This window comes from Streptomyces sp. NPDC006476, assembly GCF_040612015.1.
In the GTDB taxonomy this organism is placed as follows: Bacteria; Actinomycetota; Actinomycetes; order Streptomycetales; family Streptomycetaceae; genus Streptomyces; species Streptomyces griseorubiginosus_B.
This window is the reverse complement of record NZ_JBEXPK010000002.1, coordinates 220,047-235,440: the sequence shown is the minus strand read 5'-3', so window position 1 is coordinate 235,440 and position 15,394 is coordinate 220,047. Positions and strand designations below refer to the sequence as shown.

Annotated in this window: 14 protein-coding genes and 3 pseudogenes; 9 read left to right on the top strand and 8 right to left on the bottom strand. The window is 69.9% G+C overall.

Annotated features, from left to right (window positions below):
* The first annotated feature begins 39 nt into the window (after positions 1 to 39).
* Positions 40 to 513: a type II 3-dehydroquinate dehydratase gene (gene aroQ / locus ABZZ74_RS03170; RefSeq protein WP_356761415.1), complete on the top strand. Its 474-nt coding sequence runs from the start codon at positions 40 to 42 to the stop codon at positions 511 to 513.
* 63 nt (positions 514 to 576) lie between these two features.
* On the opposite strand, the gene ABZZ74_RS03165 is transcribed toward aroQ, so the two are convergent.
* The 5 genes and pseudogenes from ABZZ74_RS03165 to ABZZ74_RS03145 form a co-directional block, all read right to left on the bottom strand.
* Positions 577 to 1,329 (bottom strand): amino acid ABC transporter ATP-binding protein, encoded by a 753-nt coding sequence (locus ABZZ74_RS03165; RefSeq protein WP_356761414.1) that lies wholly within the window; start codon positions 1,327 to 1,329, stop codon positions 577 to 579.
* Positions 1,326 to 2,228, bottom strand: a complete 903-nt coding sequence (locus ABZZ74_RS03160) for an amino acid ABC transporter permease (RefSeq protein ID WP_356761413.1) — start codon at positions 2,226 to 2,228, stop codon at positions 1,326 to 1,328. Before ABZZ74_RS03160 ends, ABZZ74_RS03165 begins: the two co-directional genes overlap by 4 nt.
* Entirely contained in the window at positions 2,225 to 3,109 is an 885-nt protein-coding gene (locus ABZZ74_RS03155) for an ABC transporter substrate-binding protein (protein WP_356761412.1), read from the bottom strand. The genes ABZZ74_RS03160 and ABZZ74_RS03155 overlap by 4 nt, the downstream gene beginning before the upstream one ends.
* A 480-nt stretch (positions 3,110 to 3,589) precedes the next feature.
* Positions 3,590 to 3,778, bottom strand: a pseudogene (locus ABZZ74_RS03150) (MBL fold metallo-hydrolase); the annotation flags it as partial.
* A 120-nt stretch (positions 3,779 to 3,898) separates the two neighbouring features.
* On the bottom strand, positions 3,899 to 4,522 hold the full coding sequence (locus ABZZ74_RS03145; RefSeq protein ID WP_356761411.1) for a TetR/AcrR family transcriptional regulator: 624 nt from the start codon (positions 4,520 to 4,522) through the stop codon (positions 3,899 to 3,901).
* Between the two features lie 200 nt (positions 4,523 to 4,722).
* Here ABZZ74_RS03145 and ABZZ74_RS03140 point away from each other — a divergent pair, with 200 nt between their 5' ends.
* The 5 genes and pseudogenes from ABZZ74_RS03140 to ABZZ74_RS03120 all read left to right on the top strand — a co-directional run.
* Entirely contained in the window at positions 4,723 to 5,538 is an 816-nt protein-coding gene (locus ABZZ74_RS03140) for an oxidoreductase (protein ID WP_356761409.1), read from the top strand.
* Positions 5,539 to 5,628: 90 nt separating this feature from the next.
* A pseudogene (locus ABZZ74_RS03135) lies at positions 5,629 to 5,760 on the top strand (VOC family protein); the annotation flags it as partial.
* Positions 5,761 to 5,857: 97 nt separating this feature from the next.
* Positions 5,858 to 7,534 carry an FAD-dependent oxidoreductase gene (locus ABZZ74_RS03130; protein WP_356761408.1) on the top strand — a complete coding sequence of 559 codons (1,677 nt, stop codon included), beginning with the start codon at positions 5,858 to 5,860 and terminating at the stop codon, positions 7,532 to 7,534.
* Positions 7,531 to 8,991 (top strand): ATP-binding protein, encoded by a 1,461-nt coding sequence (locus tag ABZZ74_RS03125; protein WP_356761407.1) that lies wholly within the window; start codon positions 7,531 to 7,533, stop codon positions 8,989 to 8,991. The genes ABZZ74_RS03130 and ABZZ74_RS03125 overlap by 4 nt, the downstream gene beginning before the upstream one ends.
* Positions 8,988 to 9,265 (top strand): annotated as a pseudogene (locus ABZZ74_RS03120) (UBP-type zinc finger domain-containing protein); the annotation flags it as partial. The gene ABZZ74_RS03125 and the pseudogene ABZZ74_RS03120, both read left to right, overlap by 4 nt.
* A 282-nt stretch (positions 9,266 to 9,547) precedes the next feature.
* On the opposite strand, the gene ABZZ74_RS03115 reads toward ABZZ74_RS03120, so the two are convergent.
* Positions 9,548 to 9,760: a hypothetical protein gene (locus tag ABZZ74_RS03115; RefSeq protein ID WP_356761406.1), complete on the bottom strand. Its 213-nt coding sequence runs from the start codon at positions 9,758 to 9,760 to the stop codon at positions 9,548 to 9,550.
* 105 nt (positions 9,761 to 9,865) lie between these two features.
* Here ABZZ74_RS03115 and ABZZ74_RS03110 point away from each other — a divergent pair, with 105 nt between their 5' ends.
* The 3 genes from ABZZ74_RS03110 (at position 9,866) to ABZZ74_RS03100 (ending at position 13,252) form a co-directional block, all read left to right on the top strand.
* Positions 9,866 to 10,030: a hypothetical protein gene (locus tag ABZZ74_RS03110; RefSeq protein ID WP_356761404.1), complete on the top strand. Its 165-nt coding sequence runs from the start codon at positions 9,866 to 9,868 to the stop codon at positions 10,028 to 10,030.
* 479 nt (positions 10,031 to 10,509) lie between these two features.
* Positions 10,510 to 11,526 carry an NAD(P)/FAD-dependent oxidoreductase gene (locus tag ABZZ74_RS03105; protein ID WP_356761706.1) on the top strand — a complete coding sequence of 339 codons (1,017 nt, stop codon included), beginning with the start codon at positions 10,510 to 10,512 and terminating at the stop codon, positions 11,524 to 11,526.
* 94 nt (positions 11,527 to 11,620) lie between these two features.
* Entirely contained in the window at positions 11,621 to 13,252 is a 1,632-nt protein-coding gene (locus ABZZ74_RS03100; protein WP_356761402.1) for an MFS transporter, read from the top strand.
* 555 nt (positions 13,253 to 13,807) lie between these two features.
* Here ABZZ74_RS03100 and ABZZ74_RS03095 read toward each other — a convergent pair.
* Together ABZZ74_RS03095 and ABZZ74_RS03090 are read right to left on the bottom strand one after the other, a co-directional pair.
* Positions 13,808 to 14,461 carry an MBL fold metallo-hydrolase gene (locus ABZZ74_RS03095; protein ID WP_356761401.1) on the bottom strand — a complete coding sequence of 218 codons (654 nt, stop codon included), beginning with the start codon at positions 14,459 to 14,461 and terminating at the stop codon, positions 13,808 to 13,810.
* Positions 14,462 to 14,551: 90 nt separating this feature from the next.
* Positions 14,552 to 15,238: a maleylpyruvate isomerase family mycothiol-dependent enzyme gene (locus ABZZ74_RS03090; protein ID WP_356761399.1), complete on the bottom strand. Its 687-nt coding sequence runs from the start codon at positions 15,236 to 15,238 to the stop codon at positions 14,552 to 14,554.
* Positions 15,239 to 15,394 lie beyond the last annotated feature (156 nt).

Below are 15,394 nucleotides of genomic sequence, written 5' to 3'. Positions count from 1 at the left end.
CCGGTCCGAGCAGCCCACCCTCACCGGACCGGAGGAACCGTGCCCCGCACCCTGGCCAACGCCCCGATCATGATCCTCAACGGGCCCAACCTGAACCTCCTCGGCCAGCGCCAGCCGGAGATCTACGGCAAGGACACCCTGGCCGACGTGGAGGCGCTGTGCGCCAAGGCGGCCGCCGCGCACGGCGGCACGGTGGACTTCCGGCAGTCCAACCACGAGGGCGAGTTGGTGGACTGGATCCACGAGGCGCGGCTGAGCCACTGCGGGATCGTGATCAACCCGGGTGCCTACTCCCACACGTCGGTCGCGATCCTGGACGCCCTCAACACCTGCGACGGGCTGCCCGTCCTCGAGGTCCACATCTCCAACATCCACCAACGCGAGTCCTTCCGGCACCACTCGTACGTCTCGCTGCGCGCCGACGGCGTCATCGCGGGATGCGGTGTGCAGGGCTATGTCTTCGGCGTCGAGCGGGTGGTGGCGCTGGTGGGGGCGGCGCAGGCCGAGGCCTGAGGTCTGCCTGCGTACGAACCCGGCCTTCCGCCTGTAAGGGCCGGCCGCCATTGCGTGCGCCCCTTACAACCGCCCCGCCTCCACGATCCGCTTCAGGAAGCGCCGCGTGCGCTCCTGCTGCGGATCGCCGAAGATCTGCTCGGCGGTTCCGCGCTCCAGGACCACGCCCGAGTCCAGAAAACAAACCTGGTCGGCGACATCCCGCGCGAAGCCCATCTCGTGCGTGGCCAGCACCATCGTCATGCCGTCGTCCTTGAGGTCGCGGACGACGGTGAGGACCTCGCCGACGAGCTCCGGGTCGAGCGCGGCCGTGATCTCGTCGAACAGGAGCAGCCGAGGGCGTACGGCGAGGGCGCGCACGATCGCCACACGCTGCTGCTGGCCGCCGCTCAGCCGGTCCGGGTACTCGCTCGCCTTCCCGCCGAGCCCGAGCCGCTCCAGCAGCTCCCTGGCCCGCTCCTCGGCCTCCCCTCGGGACACGCCGTGCACCCGCCGCGGAGCGAGGGTGATGTTGTCCAGGACCGTCATGTGCGGAAAGAGGTTGTACGCCTGGAAGACCACGCCGATACGGCGCCGTACCGCGTCCTGGTCCGCGCGCGGGTCGGTGATCTCCTCGTCGTCCAGCCAGATCGCGCCGTCGTCGACCTCCTCCAGGAGGTTGGCGCACCGCAGCAGCGTCGACTTGCCGGAACCGGACGCGCCGATCAGTGCGGTCACCGTGTGCGGAGCGACCTCCAGATCGACGTCCCGCAGCACCACCGTGCCGCCGAACGTCTTGCGCACGGACTCCATGCGCAGCACGGGCGCGTCGCTCATATCGCTCCTCCCTGGGCCCGCTGCCGGTCCATCCGCGCCGTCACCCAGTCCGTGAACCGGGTCATCGGAATGGTCAGTGCCACGAAGACCAGGCCGGCCACGATGTACGGCGTGTAGTTCAGGCTGCGCTGGGCGATGATGTCGGACGCCCGCACCGCGTCGATGGCACCGCCGATCGACACGAGCCCGGTGTCCTTCTGGAGGGACACGAGGTCGTTCAGCAGGGGCGGCACCTGACGGCGTACGGCCTGCGGCAGCACCACGTGGCGCAGCGCCTGCCGGTTGGTCAGGCCGAGCGAGCGGGCCGCGGCGCGCTGCGAGGGGTGTACGGACTCGATGCCGGCGCGGAACACCTCGGCGACGTACGCCGCGTACGTCAGGGTCAGCGCCGTACCGCCGAGCCACACGGGATCGACGGTCACGCCCTGGAGGCGCAGGGCGGGCACACCGAAGACGACGATCATCAGGTTGATGATCAGCGGCAGCCCGCGGAAGAAGTCCGTGTAGGCGGCCGCGAGTGCCCGCAACGGGAAGAACACCGGTCCGGGCAGGGTGCGCGCGACGGCGATCAGCATGCCCAGGAGGAGCACCAGGACACCGCAGATCACCAGTAGCCGGATGTTCAGCCAGAGCCCTTCCAGGACCTTGGGGAACGCCTCGCGCGCGTAGCCCGCGTCGAAGAAGGTCTCCTTGGTGCGCTCCCAGCCCGGGGCACTGACGACGACCAGGTAGAGGACGACAGCGGTGACGAGGGTCGACACGGCGGCGATGGCCGTTGCGCGACGGGCACGCGCACGCTTGTAGCGCTGGCGCTCCAGCCGCCGTTCGGACGGAATGTACTCGTCGGGCATGTCACCCTTGCCCGCGTCCTCCCCGGACTCCTCCTTGACGACCGTCACTTGAGCACCGGCGCGTCGACGGCGTCGGACAGCCACTGCTTCTCCAGCTTCGCCAGGGTGCCGTCCTTACGGAGGGCGTCCACGGCCGACGACACGCAGGAGGTGAGGGCGCTGCCCTTGTCGAGGACGAGCCCGAACTGTTCGGGTGTGCCGCCCTGGTTCTCGAACTGGCCGACGATCTTGGCATTGGGAACCTGGGCGGCGGTGACGTAGAAGGCGGTCGGCAGGTCGGTGACGATCGCGTCCACCTGACCGTTCTTGAGGGCGGAGATCGCCTGGTCGTTCTTGGAGTACGCGGCCGCCTCCTGCGACGGCTTCACCACGTCGCTGATGTAGTTCAGGCTCGTCGTGCCGACCTGCGCGCCCAGCTTGAGGTTCTTCAGGTCCGCGATGCTGGTCGCCTTCGCGGCCTTGGAACTCTTGAGCGCGATGACGGCCTGGCGCACGTCGTAGTAGCCGGAGGAGAAGTCAACGGCCTTCTTGCGCTCGGCGCTGATCGACACCTGGTTGATGTCGAAGTCGAAGGTCTTCACGCCGGGCGCGAAGGCCTTGTTGAAGGGAACGCGCTGCCAGACGACGGCGCTCTTGTCGTAACCGAGCTGCTGTGCGACGGCGTAGGCGACCGCCGACTCGAAGCCCTTGCCGTTGGCGGGCTTGTCGTCCTTGAACCAGGGCTCGTACGCCGGTTCGTCGGTGGCGATCGTCAGTTTGCCGGAGGCCTTGGTGGCCAGTTCGCCCTTGGCGCAGGTGGTGCCGGTCGAACCGGACGGCGAGGCAGCCGCCTTCTCCTCCGGCTGCGGAGCGCAGCCGACGGCGGTGGCGAGCAGGGCTATCGTGGCCGCGGCTACGGCGCGGCGCAGTGCGCGAGGGGCGAGGTGCATGGCGGGAGATTGACAGTCGATCGCCCGTTTGTCGAGGTCACGACCGTAATTGTCCGCATAGTGGGAACGAGTGTTGCGGTCCTGTGAACAGCTTCCGGGCAGAGGCCGGGGCCGCCGGCCGAGGGCGGGGATTCGAAAGACCGGCGGCCCGTACCGCGCAGGAGCCGTCATCCTGTGCGGGGCTGCCTCCAGTTGACTGCGCAACGAAGTGCGCCGGGAGCGCGCGCATGAGACCGGCGCGTGCGAACGGTTCACACGGGGCGCGCGTCTTCGGGCGTGCGCCGCGCGGGTGTTGGGAGTTCGCGCCGGGGATGTGACGCATCCGGCGCTCCGTGCGCTGTAGGGGTGACTCCCATGGGTCACCGGCCCGCCCTCACGAGGCGGCAAGCGGGCCGAGATGCGCGGGGGCGGCGGGTCGTGGCGGCCGGCCGCCCCTGTGCGGCGTCCCCGGCGGGCACCGGCCCGCCGTACCGGGCGAGTTCACCACCCGCGCGCGTGCCACTCCGGCAGGTGCGGGCGCTCCGCCCCCAGGGTGGTGTCGTTGCCGTGGCCCGGGTAGACCCAGGTCTCGTCCGGGAGCACGTCGAAGATCTTCGTCTCGACGTCGTGGATGAGACTGGCGAACGCCTCCGGATCCTTACGGGTGTTGCCGACGCCCCCCGGGAACACCACAGCACGCGCCAACACGCGAGGTCACGGCGGCGCGTAAACCTACGGGCTGTGCCTCCGCGGCGTCGAAGTGGGCCAGCCGCATCAGATGCCTGTGCAATGAGGCCGGCCGTGCCCTTGTCAGTGGTGGCGCGGCCGGGGCAGCAGGGCGAACGCGCTCTCCGCGATCGAGGTCAGGCGGTCGGGACTGTGGCCGTACGCGCCTACGACATCGCTCCCGCGGATGACGGTCAGCAGAAGGTACGCAAGGTCGTCGGGATCCGCGTCGGGGTCGATGTCGCCGTTGCGCTGCGCCGCTCGCACACACTCGGCCACCGCCGTCCGGACCACGGAGAAGCACTCGTTGGCCAGGCGTTTCACCTCGGGGTCGGAGGCGCCGATCTCCAGGGCCATCTTGGCGGCGAAGCAGGCAGCCCCCGCCCGGTCAGAGGCGGGGGGTACGTCGGCGGCGAGTGGCACCCCGTGGACGGCGCGCAGCAGGTAGGCGTGCAGTCGCTCCAGGGCGCCCTCGTCCGGTCCGGCGAGCATCTTCCGCGGACCCTGCGCCAGCCGGGCGAAGTAGCCGCTCATCGCCTGCAGCAGCACGCCGTGCTTGCCGTCGAACGCGGCGTAGAGGCTGCCGCGGCCCAGGCCGGTGGCGGCGCTGATGTCGTCGACGCTCGTGCCGTTGTAGCCCGAAGCGCGGAACTGCCGCTCGGCGGCATGCAGGACGTGGTCGCGGTCAAAGCTTCGTGGTCTGGCCATGCAAAGAAGGTAAATCCAACCCATCCTTCTTGACAACTCAGTACAGAACTGCCTAGGTTTCGGACTGTTCAGTAAACAACCCTCCTGAGCTCACCGGACCGGCTTGGTCCGGGCTTGCAGGACCGGTGCGGACCTGTCGGCCAGCACAGGCGACCCCGCGCAGCGCACGACGAAGTCATGCCACAACCGAAGGAACCGACATGCAGACAGCTCACCGAGTGGCCCTCGTGACGGGCGCCTCCTCCGGGATCGGGCGGGCGGCGGCACTCGCCCTCGTGGGCGCCGGCTTCGCGGTGATCGGCACGAGCCGCAACGCGGCCAACGCCGAGCCGCTCGCCGGGGTGACGTTCCTCGATCTCGACGTGGCCAGCGACGAATCGGTCCGCTCCCTGGTCGAGGAGGTGATCGAGCGGTTCGGCCGGATCGACGTCCTGGTCAACAACGCAGGCGTAGGCGCGGTCGGCGCCGGCGAGGAGAGCTCGATCAACCAGGCCAAGGAGGTCTTCGACATCAACGTCTTCGGCCTGATGCGGATGACAAACGCAGTCATGCCCCACATGCGCGCCCAGGGCGGTGGCCGCGTGGTCAATGTCTCCTCGGTACTCGGTCTGATCCCAGCCCCCTTCATGGCCGTCTACGCCGCCACCAAGCATGCGGTCGAGGGCTACTCCGAGTCCGTCGATCACGAGCTTCGCGAGCACGGCGTCCGGATGCTGCTGGTCGAGCCGGCCTACACCAGCACGAGTTTCGAGGCGAGCAGCCTGGCACCCGACTCGCCCCTGCCGATCTACGCCGCGCAGCGGGAGGTCTCCCGGGACGTGCTGGCCACGGCCGTGCGCAACGCCGACGCCCCGGACGTTGTCGCGAAGGTGATCGTCGCGGCCGCCACCGATTCCAAGCCCAAGCTCCGGTACACCGCCGGCTCGATGGCCGCACGCGTCAGCGTCCTGCGCCGGACGGTGCCCTCGCGCGCCTTCGACAGACAAATCCGCAAGCTCAACCGACTGGCCGGCTGACCCCGCAGTACACCCGGCGCCTGAGCAGACGCACATGTCCAAAACCCGAGATACCGAAGCCAGCATCGTGGGCGGCGCGGGGCCGACCGGCAGGCCGAGGTCGACCGGCTGCCGGGCCTCGGGGCTCGGCACGCGGACATCGGCCAGGAAGAGCAGTCCCGGACCACACTGATGGACCCGGAGGGCCACGAGTTCTGCCTGCTCGGCTCGCGGCGAAGCTGACCGGAGCGAAGCAGGGCGACCGAAAATACGATGGCTGAAAGGCGGCGCGGCACCGAGCCGGCGCCGACCGTAATCCGATCACTCGGGGTGTAGACGTATGGCACAGGCCGCAGACGCTGCGCGGACCGTCATCATGACCGTGGACGACGATCCCGGGGTGTCCCGGGCCGTCGCCCGTGACCTGCGACGGCGCTACGGCAAGTCGTACCGGATCGTGCGCGCGGAGTCCGGCGAGTCCGCACTGGAGGCGCTGCGGGAGCTGAAGCTGCGCGGCGACCTGGTCGCGGTGATCCTGGCCGACTACCGGATGCCGCAGATGAACGGCATCGAGTTCCTCGAACAGGCCCTGGACCTCTATCCGGGCGCCCGGCGCGTGCTGCTGACCGCGTACGCGGACACCAGCGCGGCGATCGACGCGATCAACGTCGTCGACCTCGACCACTACCTGCTCAAGCCGTGGGACCCGCCCGAGGAGAAGCTCTACCCAGTCCTCGACGACCTGCTGGAGGCGTGGCGGTGCAGTGACTTCCGGCCGGTGCCCTCGACCAAGGTGATCGGGCACCGCTGGTCGGCGCGCTCCTCGGACGTGCGGGAGTTCCTGGCCCGCAACCAGGTGCCGTACCGCTGGTACTCCACGGACGAGCCCGAGGGCCAGCGCCTGCTGGCCGCCGCGGGGCAGGACGGGCAGCGGCTGCCGGTGGTGATCACGGCGGACGGTACGGCGCTCGTCGAGCCGGAGGTGCCCGAACTGGCCGCGCACGTGGGGCTGGCGACGACGCCCACGGCCGACTTCTACGACCTGGTCGTCATCGGCGGCGGGCCGGCCGGGCTGGGCGCGGCCGTGTACGGGGCCTCGGAGGGGCTGCGTACGGTGCTGGTGGAGCGGTCGGCGACCGGCGGGCAGGCCGGACAGAGCTCCCGGATCGAGAACTACCTGGGCTTCCCCGACGGCGTTTCCGGCGGCCAGCTCACCGACCGGGCCCGCCGGCAGGCCACGAAGTTCGGCGCCGAGATCCTCACCGCCCGTGAGGTGGCCGGCCTGGAGGTCAACGGCGCGGCCCGCACCGTGCGCTTCTCGGACGGGTCGCAGATTGCGGCGCACAGCGTGATCCTGGCGACCGGTGTGTGGTACCGGCAGCTGGAGGCGCCGGGTGCCGACGAGTTGTCGGGCCGCGGGGTGTTCTACGGGTCCGCGCTCACCGAGGCCGCCGCCTGCCAGGGCCACGACGTGTACATCGTCGGCGGCGCCAACTCGGCCGGGCAGGCGGCGATGTACCTGTCCAGGGGCGCAAAGTCGGTCACCCTGCTGGTGCGCGGAGCGGACCTCACCGCGTCGATGTCGCACTATCTGATCCAGCAGATCGCCCAGTCGCCGAACATCTTTGTACGGGCCCACACGGTCGTCGAGGCCGCGCACGGCGACGGCCACCTGGAACAGCTGACGTTGCGCGACACGACGAGCGGTCAGACCGAACTGGTCGACGCGCAGTGGCTGTTCGTGTTCATCGGCGCGGCCCCGCTGACCGACTGGCTGGAGGGTACGGTGTTGCGGGACGAGCGCGGGTTCATCCTCGCCGGGCCCGATCTGACCGCCGACGGGCGGCCACCGGCCAACTGGGAGCTGGACCGGCCGCCGTACCACCTGGAGACCAACATCCCCGGCGTGTTCGTCGCCGGGGACGCGCGCGCGGAGTCCGCCAAGCGGGTCGCGTCCGCCGTCGGAGAGGGAGCCATGGCCGTGATGCTCGTCCACCGGTATCTGGAGCAGTCGTGAGCGGGCGGCTGATGCCGTGCAGCGCGGCGGAGATCAGCTCGCTGTTCCTCTTCGAGAAGCTCAGCGCCGAGCAGCTCGACAGGCTGTGCAGCGAGGGACGGGTCGAACTGTTCGACCCCGGGCCGGTGTTCACCGAAGGTGATCCGGCGACCTGCTTCTACGTGATGATCGAGGGCACGGTCGTCATGTCGCGCCGGGTGGGCGGCGACGACATCGAGGTGAGCCGCACGTCCCAGCCAGGGGTGTACGCGGGGGCCGTGATGGCGTTCGTCGGGGACGGGAAACCGCAGCGGTACATGAACTCGCTGCGGGTGACCGAGCCGACGCGGTTCTTCGTCCTGCCCGCCGAATCGTTCGCGAACTTCATCCGCGAGTGGTTTCCGATGGCGGTCCATCTCCTGGAGGGGCTCGCCCTCGGTTCGCAGACCTTCCAGCGGGCCGTCGGGCAGCGCGAACGGCTGCTCGCGCTGGGCTCGTTGTCCGCGGGCCTCACCCATGAGCTCAACAACCCGGCCGCGGCCGCCGCACGGGCCACCTCGTCGCTCAGGGACCGGGTCGCGCACATGCGCAACAAGCTCGGCGTCATCGCCTCGGGCCCCCGCCAGGGCGACGCCCTGAAGGCCCTGGTCGACCTCCAGGAACGTACGGCCGAGCGGGTCTCCAAGGCGCCGGCACTGAGCCCGCTCGAAGCGTCCGACCGGGAGGACGAACTCGCCGACTGGCTCGACGACCACGGCGTCCAGAACGGCTGGCAGATCGCGCCGACCTTCGTGCAGGGCGGTCTCGACGTCGACTGGCTGGAGCAGATCGCGGCGGCCGTCGACGACGGAGAGATCCTGCAGAGTGCCATCGGGTGGCTCAACTACACGGTCGAGACCGAGCTGTTGATGTCCGAGATCGAGGACTCCACCACCCGTATCTCGCACCTCGTCGACGCCGCCAAGCAGTACTCGCAGCTGGACCGCGCGCCCTACCAGGTCGCCGATGTCCATGAACTCCTCGACAGCACGCTGCTGATGCTGTCGGGCAAGATCGGTCCCCAGGTCAAGGTCGTGAAGGAGTACGACCGTTCGGTCCCGAGGATTCCGGCCTACCCGGCCGAACTGAACCAGGTGTGGACCAACCTGATCGACAACGCCGTCTCCGCCATCAAGGACGCGGGCGGCGAAGGGACGTTGACCGTACGCACGGCTCTGGTGCACGACCGGCTGCTGGTGGAGTTCCGCGACACGGGCCCGGGAGTGCCGGCCGAGATCCGCGGCCGGATCTTCGACCCGTTCTTCACCACCAAACCGGTGGGCGAGGGCACCGGGCTGGGGCTCGACATCTCCTGGCGGATCGTCGTCAACAAGCACCACGGTGACCTGAAAGTCGAGTCCGTACCCGGCGACACCCGCTTCCAGGTGCTGCTCCCCCTCACCGCCACCGACCCCGACCCGGCCCAGGAGTCCTCATGACCCAGGACACCGGCATCGACCCCAGGGTCCCGCCCAGCGGGCCGCCTGCGTCGAGTGCGACGCCGACGGCGGCTGGTGGTTCCATCTGCTGCGCTGCGCCCAGTGCGGCCACATCGGCTGCTGCGACGACTCACCCGCCAAGCACGCCACCGGCCACTTCCGGGACACCGGCCATCCGGTGATCCGCAGTTACGAGCCGGGGGAGGCCTGGTTTTGGAACGTCGAGACGTCCGAGCTCTACGATTCCGGTCCAGCCCTGGCTCCCCCGACATCGGTTCGCCGCCCCGCACGCGCTGGAGGTCGTCCCCGACGTCGGTCACTTCCTGCACCTCGAGGCCCCCGAGGCGATCGCGGAACAGATCGCGGCATGGGCCGACTGGCGGATCACTCGACCCTCGCGGCGAGACCACCGGGATGGGTGGCGCGGGGCGGACTCTGATGTGGCGTTGTTGTGGACGGCGGGACGGGGCGATCTCCGCCCGGTGACCAGCGTGCAACCTTCAACCCGGTCGGTCAGAACCGTCAGGTGAACGCTGCTCGTCGATGAAGGCGACCATCAGCCGTTGCGGGGGCCGAGCTCCCAGACGACGAAAGTTGTGGCCGCCATCAGGATCGCCACGTCCTCACACAGCCGACGGTTCTCCGCCCGCAGCCGGCGGATCTCCTCGTTGTCCTCGATCGCGACCCCGGGCGCCTCGACGCCGTCAATCTCGGCCTGGGCGACCCAGCGCCACAACGAACTTCTGCCTACCCCCACCTGCTTGGACACACCGTCAGCACCGCCGCGGCATTTGGTCGGGTGGTACCCGGCACAGTGCTACAGGGCCAGCCGGACGGCTCGGGCCCTCAGTCCACGTTGAGTCTCGATCAGAGCGTGGCACTGCGGTCTTCTGCTGTTCGCCTCGGCGAGGACTTCGCCGGCATCTACGGGCCCGAAACCATCGAGCGGTTCGGGTTGCTGCTCGGCGGGATGCTCACCGAATGGGCGTCGTGGCGATGGGTGATGTACGTGAACGTCGCCTTCGCGGCCCCGTCCTGATTGGTGCCTTGCTACTGCTGGCCAAGCCCGGGATCACCAAGGAGCCCAAACTCAACATTCCGGGCACCGTCGTGGTGAGCGAGGGCCGGCCTGCCGCACTTGACAACTCAGTACAGAACCGCCTAGGTTCCTGACTGTTCAGTACACAACGTCCTGAGCTCACCGGACAGGCTGCGTGCACGCCTGGCGCGATTGAGGGCAACCCATGCCTTTGAACTCCTGCGCGCCGCCCGGCGTTGCAACGCCTTCCAGGCCGGCAAGGCCCGGTCCGATCCTCGCGATCCTGGCGACGGCGAGTTACCTCGCCGTACTGGATCTGTACATCACGAACGCCCCAAGCAAACCGGGGCCGGACTCTCCATAACAGCCCAAGACGGTCGCCGACCACTTCCCGGGCTTTCTGAACAGCTGACGCTCCTCCAACCACCCAGAACTCGAAGGCCGACCGAACCATGACTGACAAGGAAAGGCAGGAGGCCATGGCTGTGGCGACTCCTCAGTACGCGAGCGACGCACTGGCCGAGGGGACCGTCGACGCGGTGGTGATCGGCGGGGGCGCCGCAGGGCTGAACGGTGCACTGATCCTCGCCCGCTCCCGCCGCTCGGTCGTCGTGATCGACAGCGGCTCCCCGCGCAACGCGCCCGCGGAGGCCGTGCACGGCTTCATCGTCTTCGACGGCACCCCGCCGTCCGAGATCCTTCGACGGGGCCGGGAGCAGGTGCGCCAGTACGGTGGACGCGTCGTGTTCGGCGAGGTGGTCTCGGCCGAGTCCGCCGCCCCGTCGGCGGACGGGGACCTGCGGTTCACCGTCACCCTGGCCGACGGCCGCGCCATCACCGCCCGTCGCATCCTGGTCGCCACCGGCGTGAAGGATGTGCTGCCGGAGGTGCCCGGGCTCGCCGAGCACTGGGGGCACAGTGTGGTGCACTGCCCGTACTGCCACGGCTGGGAGGTGCGCGACGAGCCCATCGGCATCCTCGCCACCGGCCCGGCCTCCATCGGCCACGCGTTCTTGTTCCGGCAGCTGACCGAGGACCTGACCTACTTCACCCACGGCACCGATCTGGACGAGGGCTGCCGCGCCCGCTTCGCCGCCCGCGGCATCCGCGTCATCGACACCCCGGTCACCGAGGTCGTCGACGACGAGGACGCCGCCCTCGCCGGGGTGCGCCTGGCCGACGGCCAGGTCGTGGCCCGCCGCGTCCTCGCGGTCGCCCCGCAGATGCAGGCCCGCACTCATGGCCTGGAAGGTCTGGGCCTGCCGGTGCAGGACCTGCCGACGGGCCGCACTTTCGCCTCCGGTATCGACGGCACCACCGAGGTACCGGGTGTGTGGGTGGCCGGCAACGTCACCGATCCGGTTGCCCAGGTCGGGGCCTCTGCAGCGGCCGGTGCGCTGGCCGGCATCGACATCAACAAGGTGCTGGCCATCGCGGACACCGACGCGGCCCTCCAGGGGATCGCCGAGGGTAGCCCACACGGGGCCACAGGATGATCTCGAAGCCCTGAGATCTCAGCCCGTCGCCCGCTCCCCTCACGGGCAATTAAGTGATTCCGCTCGTCCGCCCCGTCCCTCTCAGGAGCTACTGATGCCCTTCCTTGCAAATACCCCCGTGGAGAAGATGACCGGGCCGTACGCGCGGCGCTGGTGGGCGCTGCTCGTGCTGTGCCTGAGCCTGCTGATCACGGTGATGGCGAACACGTCGCTGATCGTCGCCGCCCCCGACATGACCACCGACCTGGGCCTGAGCAGCAGTGATCTGCAGTGGGTCGTCGACTCCTACACCGTTCCGTACGCGGCGCTGATGCTGGTACTGGGCGCGATCGGCGACAAGTACAGCCGGCGCGGCGCGCTGGTGCTGGGGCTGCTGATCTTCGCCGGCGGTTCGGTGATGGGGAGCATGGTCGACGAGACCTCACTCGTCATCGTGGCCCGCGCGATCATGGGTGTCGGTGCCGCGGTCGTGATGCCGGCCACGCTGTCCCTGGTGGTCGCGACCTTCCCTCGGAGTGAGCGGGCCAAGGCCATCACCGCCTGGGCCGCGACCTCCGGGGTGGCGGTAGCCGTCGGCCCACTGGTCTCCGGCTGGCTGCTCGAGGACCACGCCTGGGGCTCGACCTTCCTGATCAACGTGCCGATCGCCGTCCTCGCCGTCTTCGGCGCGCTCGCCCTGGTGCCGCCGTCCAAGGCGGAGGGCATGGGCCGGATCGACTACGTTGGTGGTCTGCTGTCGATCGTCACGGTCGGCTCCCTGATCTACGCCGCCATCGAGGGCCCGCACTTCGGCTGGGGCGCCGGCCCCGTCACCGCCGCCGTGGTCGCCGGCGTCGGTCTGGTCACCTTCGTGGCCTGGGAGCTGCGGCACCCGCACCCGATGCTCAACGTCCGAAAGTTCGCGCTGCGGCCCTTCACCGGCTCGATGCTCGCGGTGATGTTCTTCTTCTTCGGCATGTTCGCCGTGCTCTACTACTCGACGCAGTTCCTGCAGTTCGTCCTCGGCTACGGCGCCCTGGACACGGGCCTACGGCTGCTGCCGCTGGGCGGTGCGGTGTTCCTCGGGTCCGCGGTGACCGGGGTCCTCGCCCCGAAGCTGGGGGTGAAGGTGATGGTCGTGACCGGCATGGCCATCGGCACGGCGGGCATGTTCCTGCTCACCCAGATCGACAAGGGGTCGACGTACGGGGACTTCCTGGCGCCGCTGATGATGCTGGGCCTCGCGCTCGGACTGGCCATCTCCCCGGCGACCGACACGATCATGGGCTCCTTCCCCGAGTCCGAGCTGGGCGTCGGCGGCGGCGTCAACGACACCGCGCTCGAGCTGGGCGGGGCGCTGGGCATCGCGGTGCTGGGCTCGCTGCTGGGCACGGCCTACCGGGACGAGCTGACCGACCTGGTGGGCAACCGGCTCCCGGCGGAGGCGATGGAGACCGCCAAGGACTCGGTCGGCGCCGGCCTGGCCGTCGCGGAGCGGGTCGCGCAGGATCCCTCCGCCGGGCCCCAGCAGGCCCAGGCCGCTGTGGACGCCGTCCACCAGGCTTTCGCCCACGGAGTCGCCCAGACCAGCCTCATCGGCGGGATCATCATGGCCGCCGGAACACTGATCGTCCTCGCGGTCCTGCCGGGCCGGCGCGGGTTCGCGAAGCAGAGCGCCGAGCCGGGGGCCGGGACGACGGCGAGCGAGGCGGCCACTGTGCGGGAGCACACCGGGTCCACCCGCTAGATCGCCGACGGGGCGTCCACTGGATCGCCGGGACGCGTCCGCCGGGTCGGGGTATCGCCTCCGCCGGATCGCCCGACAGGCGCGTCGGGCAGGAGCCCGGCCGGCGCGAGACGCGCAGGGCGCGGGCGTCGTCCACGGTCCACAGCCACGCGGATCCTTTGCCGGAACACCTCACCGTCCTTGGCCTCCGGGCCGGCCCGGGGCTCTCCTCCGGAGCGGCCCGGAGGCCAAGGGCCGTGAGGTGACAGCGGCGGTCGCAGCCCGCTTGAGCGCGGCCTCCAGCTGCGTGTGGGTGTTTCGGGCCCGTAGTACGGCTGGGAGCCGAAGGGATGGATTGCAAGAGGTGGGAGGTTCCGCTGCCTGCCAGGTGAACCCGGCCCGGCAGACCGCAGCCCATGCAGCAGTCCCCCTGATCATGGCGGTCACCGCTGCCGGCGTCGGTGACGGTGCTGGAGGCCACAGTCCGTGGGGCATGACCCTCCCGAGCGCGGAACGGGCCTGGATGGGCGACCGCCCCCGCTTCGGTTTCGAAACAGGGGCGGTCGGCGTGGACGGTTACCAGCCTCGTGCGCGCCACTCCGCGAGGTGGGGCCGCTCCGTGCCGATGGTGGTGTCGTTGCCGTGGCCGGGATAAATCCAGGTCTCGTCCGGAAGGACGTCGAACAGCTTGGTCTCCAGGCCGTCCATCAGGGAGTTGAACTCTTCCGGACGTGTTGTCCGACCAGGACCCCCCGGGAAGAGGCAGTCGCCCGTGAAGACATGGGGATGCCCGTGCGGGTCGTCGTACACGAGAGCGATGGAGCCCGGGGTGTGCCCCACCAGGTGGCGCGCGGTGAGCGCCACCTGTCCCACCCGGATGGTGTCGCCGTCGTCGACGAGGACGTCGGTCGGGACGGGGATGCCGGTGGCGTCGTCCCGGCCCGCGTACGTCCGGGCGCCGGTGGCCGACACGACCCGGGCGAGGGCCTGCCAGTGGTCGCCGTGCTGGTGTGTGGTGACAACGGAGGCGATGCCGTCGTCACCGATCATGCCGAGCAGGGTGTCCGCGTCGTTGGCCGCGTCGATCAGCAACTGCTCGTCCGTGGCCCGGCAGCGCAGCAGATAGGCGTTGTTGTCCATCGGGCCGACCGCGATCTTGGTGATCATCAGGTCCTTGAGCTCGTGCACGTCCGCCGGGCCGCCGACCTTCACCTGTCCGCTGTACGTCATGGCGGTCAGCCTATAGCGGCGGAGCGCACCCGGGTCCCCGCCGAGGCTCCGTCGCTCACGGCACGGCCTCGGCGGGGACCTGCCGCCGCGCTACAGCGGGGGGAGCTTCGGCAGCTCGCCGCCCTCGGTGGTCAGCCCCGAGCCGTCGCGGCGCCCGGCGAGCCAGCCCAGCAGGTCCGGTGCCGGACCGGTGACCGTGACCTCCGGGCCATCGGCCTCCCGGCCAGTCCGCCACGCGCGTGTGCCGTCCGTCAGGTGGGTGGCCGCCACGTCAGGGTGGCCGGAGAAGCGCTCGGCGAGGAAGTCGATCTCCCGCTCCACGAACTCTCCGGGAAGGTCCTCCAGTTCGTACCCGATGCCGAGGTCGACGTGGTGCAGCTCCACCTCGGCCCAGCGCCGGAACGGCACCCGGGCCGCCGAGTCGGTGACCCCGTTGCGCAGCTCCACCGTGCGCGACCAGTCCGCGGGCACGGTCCCCGCGGCCTGGAAGAGGGCGGCGCTCTCCCGCAGGTCGGCGAGGTGCGCGTCGAGGGGTCGCGGGGCGTCCCGCTCGATGTCGGCGTCGCGGGCGTCCGCGGAGGGGTACATGGGCCGGCCCTCCAGGACGTTCACGAGGGCGTCCGCGTTGCGGGCGAGATGGGCGAGGACGTGGCCGCGGCTCCAGCCGGGAAGCCGTGACGGCTCGGCCGCCGACGCGTTGTCCATTCCGGCGGCTGCGGTGAGCAGCCGGTCCGTCGCGTCACGTACAGATGCCAGGTCATGACCGTGATCAATCATGGTGCTGACCCTAGCCCCGCCACACCTTTGGGTGAAGGTGGTGAAGCCGTGCCGTAAATCGAATGCGCGTGCTATATGGTCGGGAGTGGCGTCGGGCATGCTGGAGTGCCGGGGATTGTTATGCATCCGGGAATCCGACCGGCGTTGTCAGTGGCT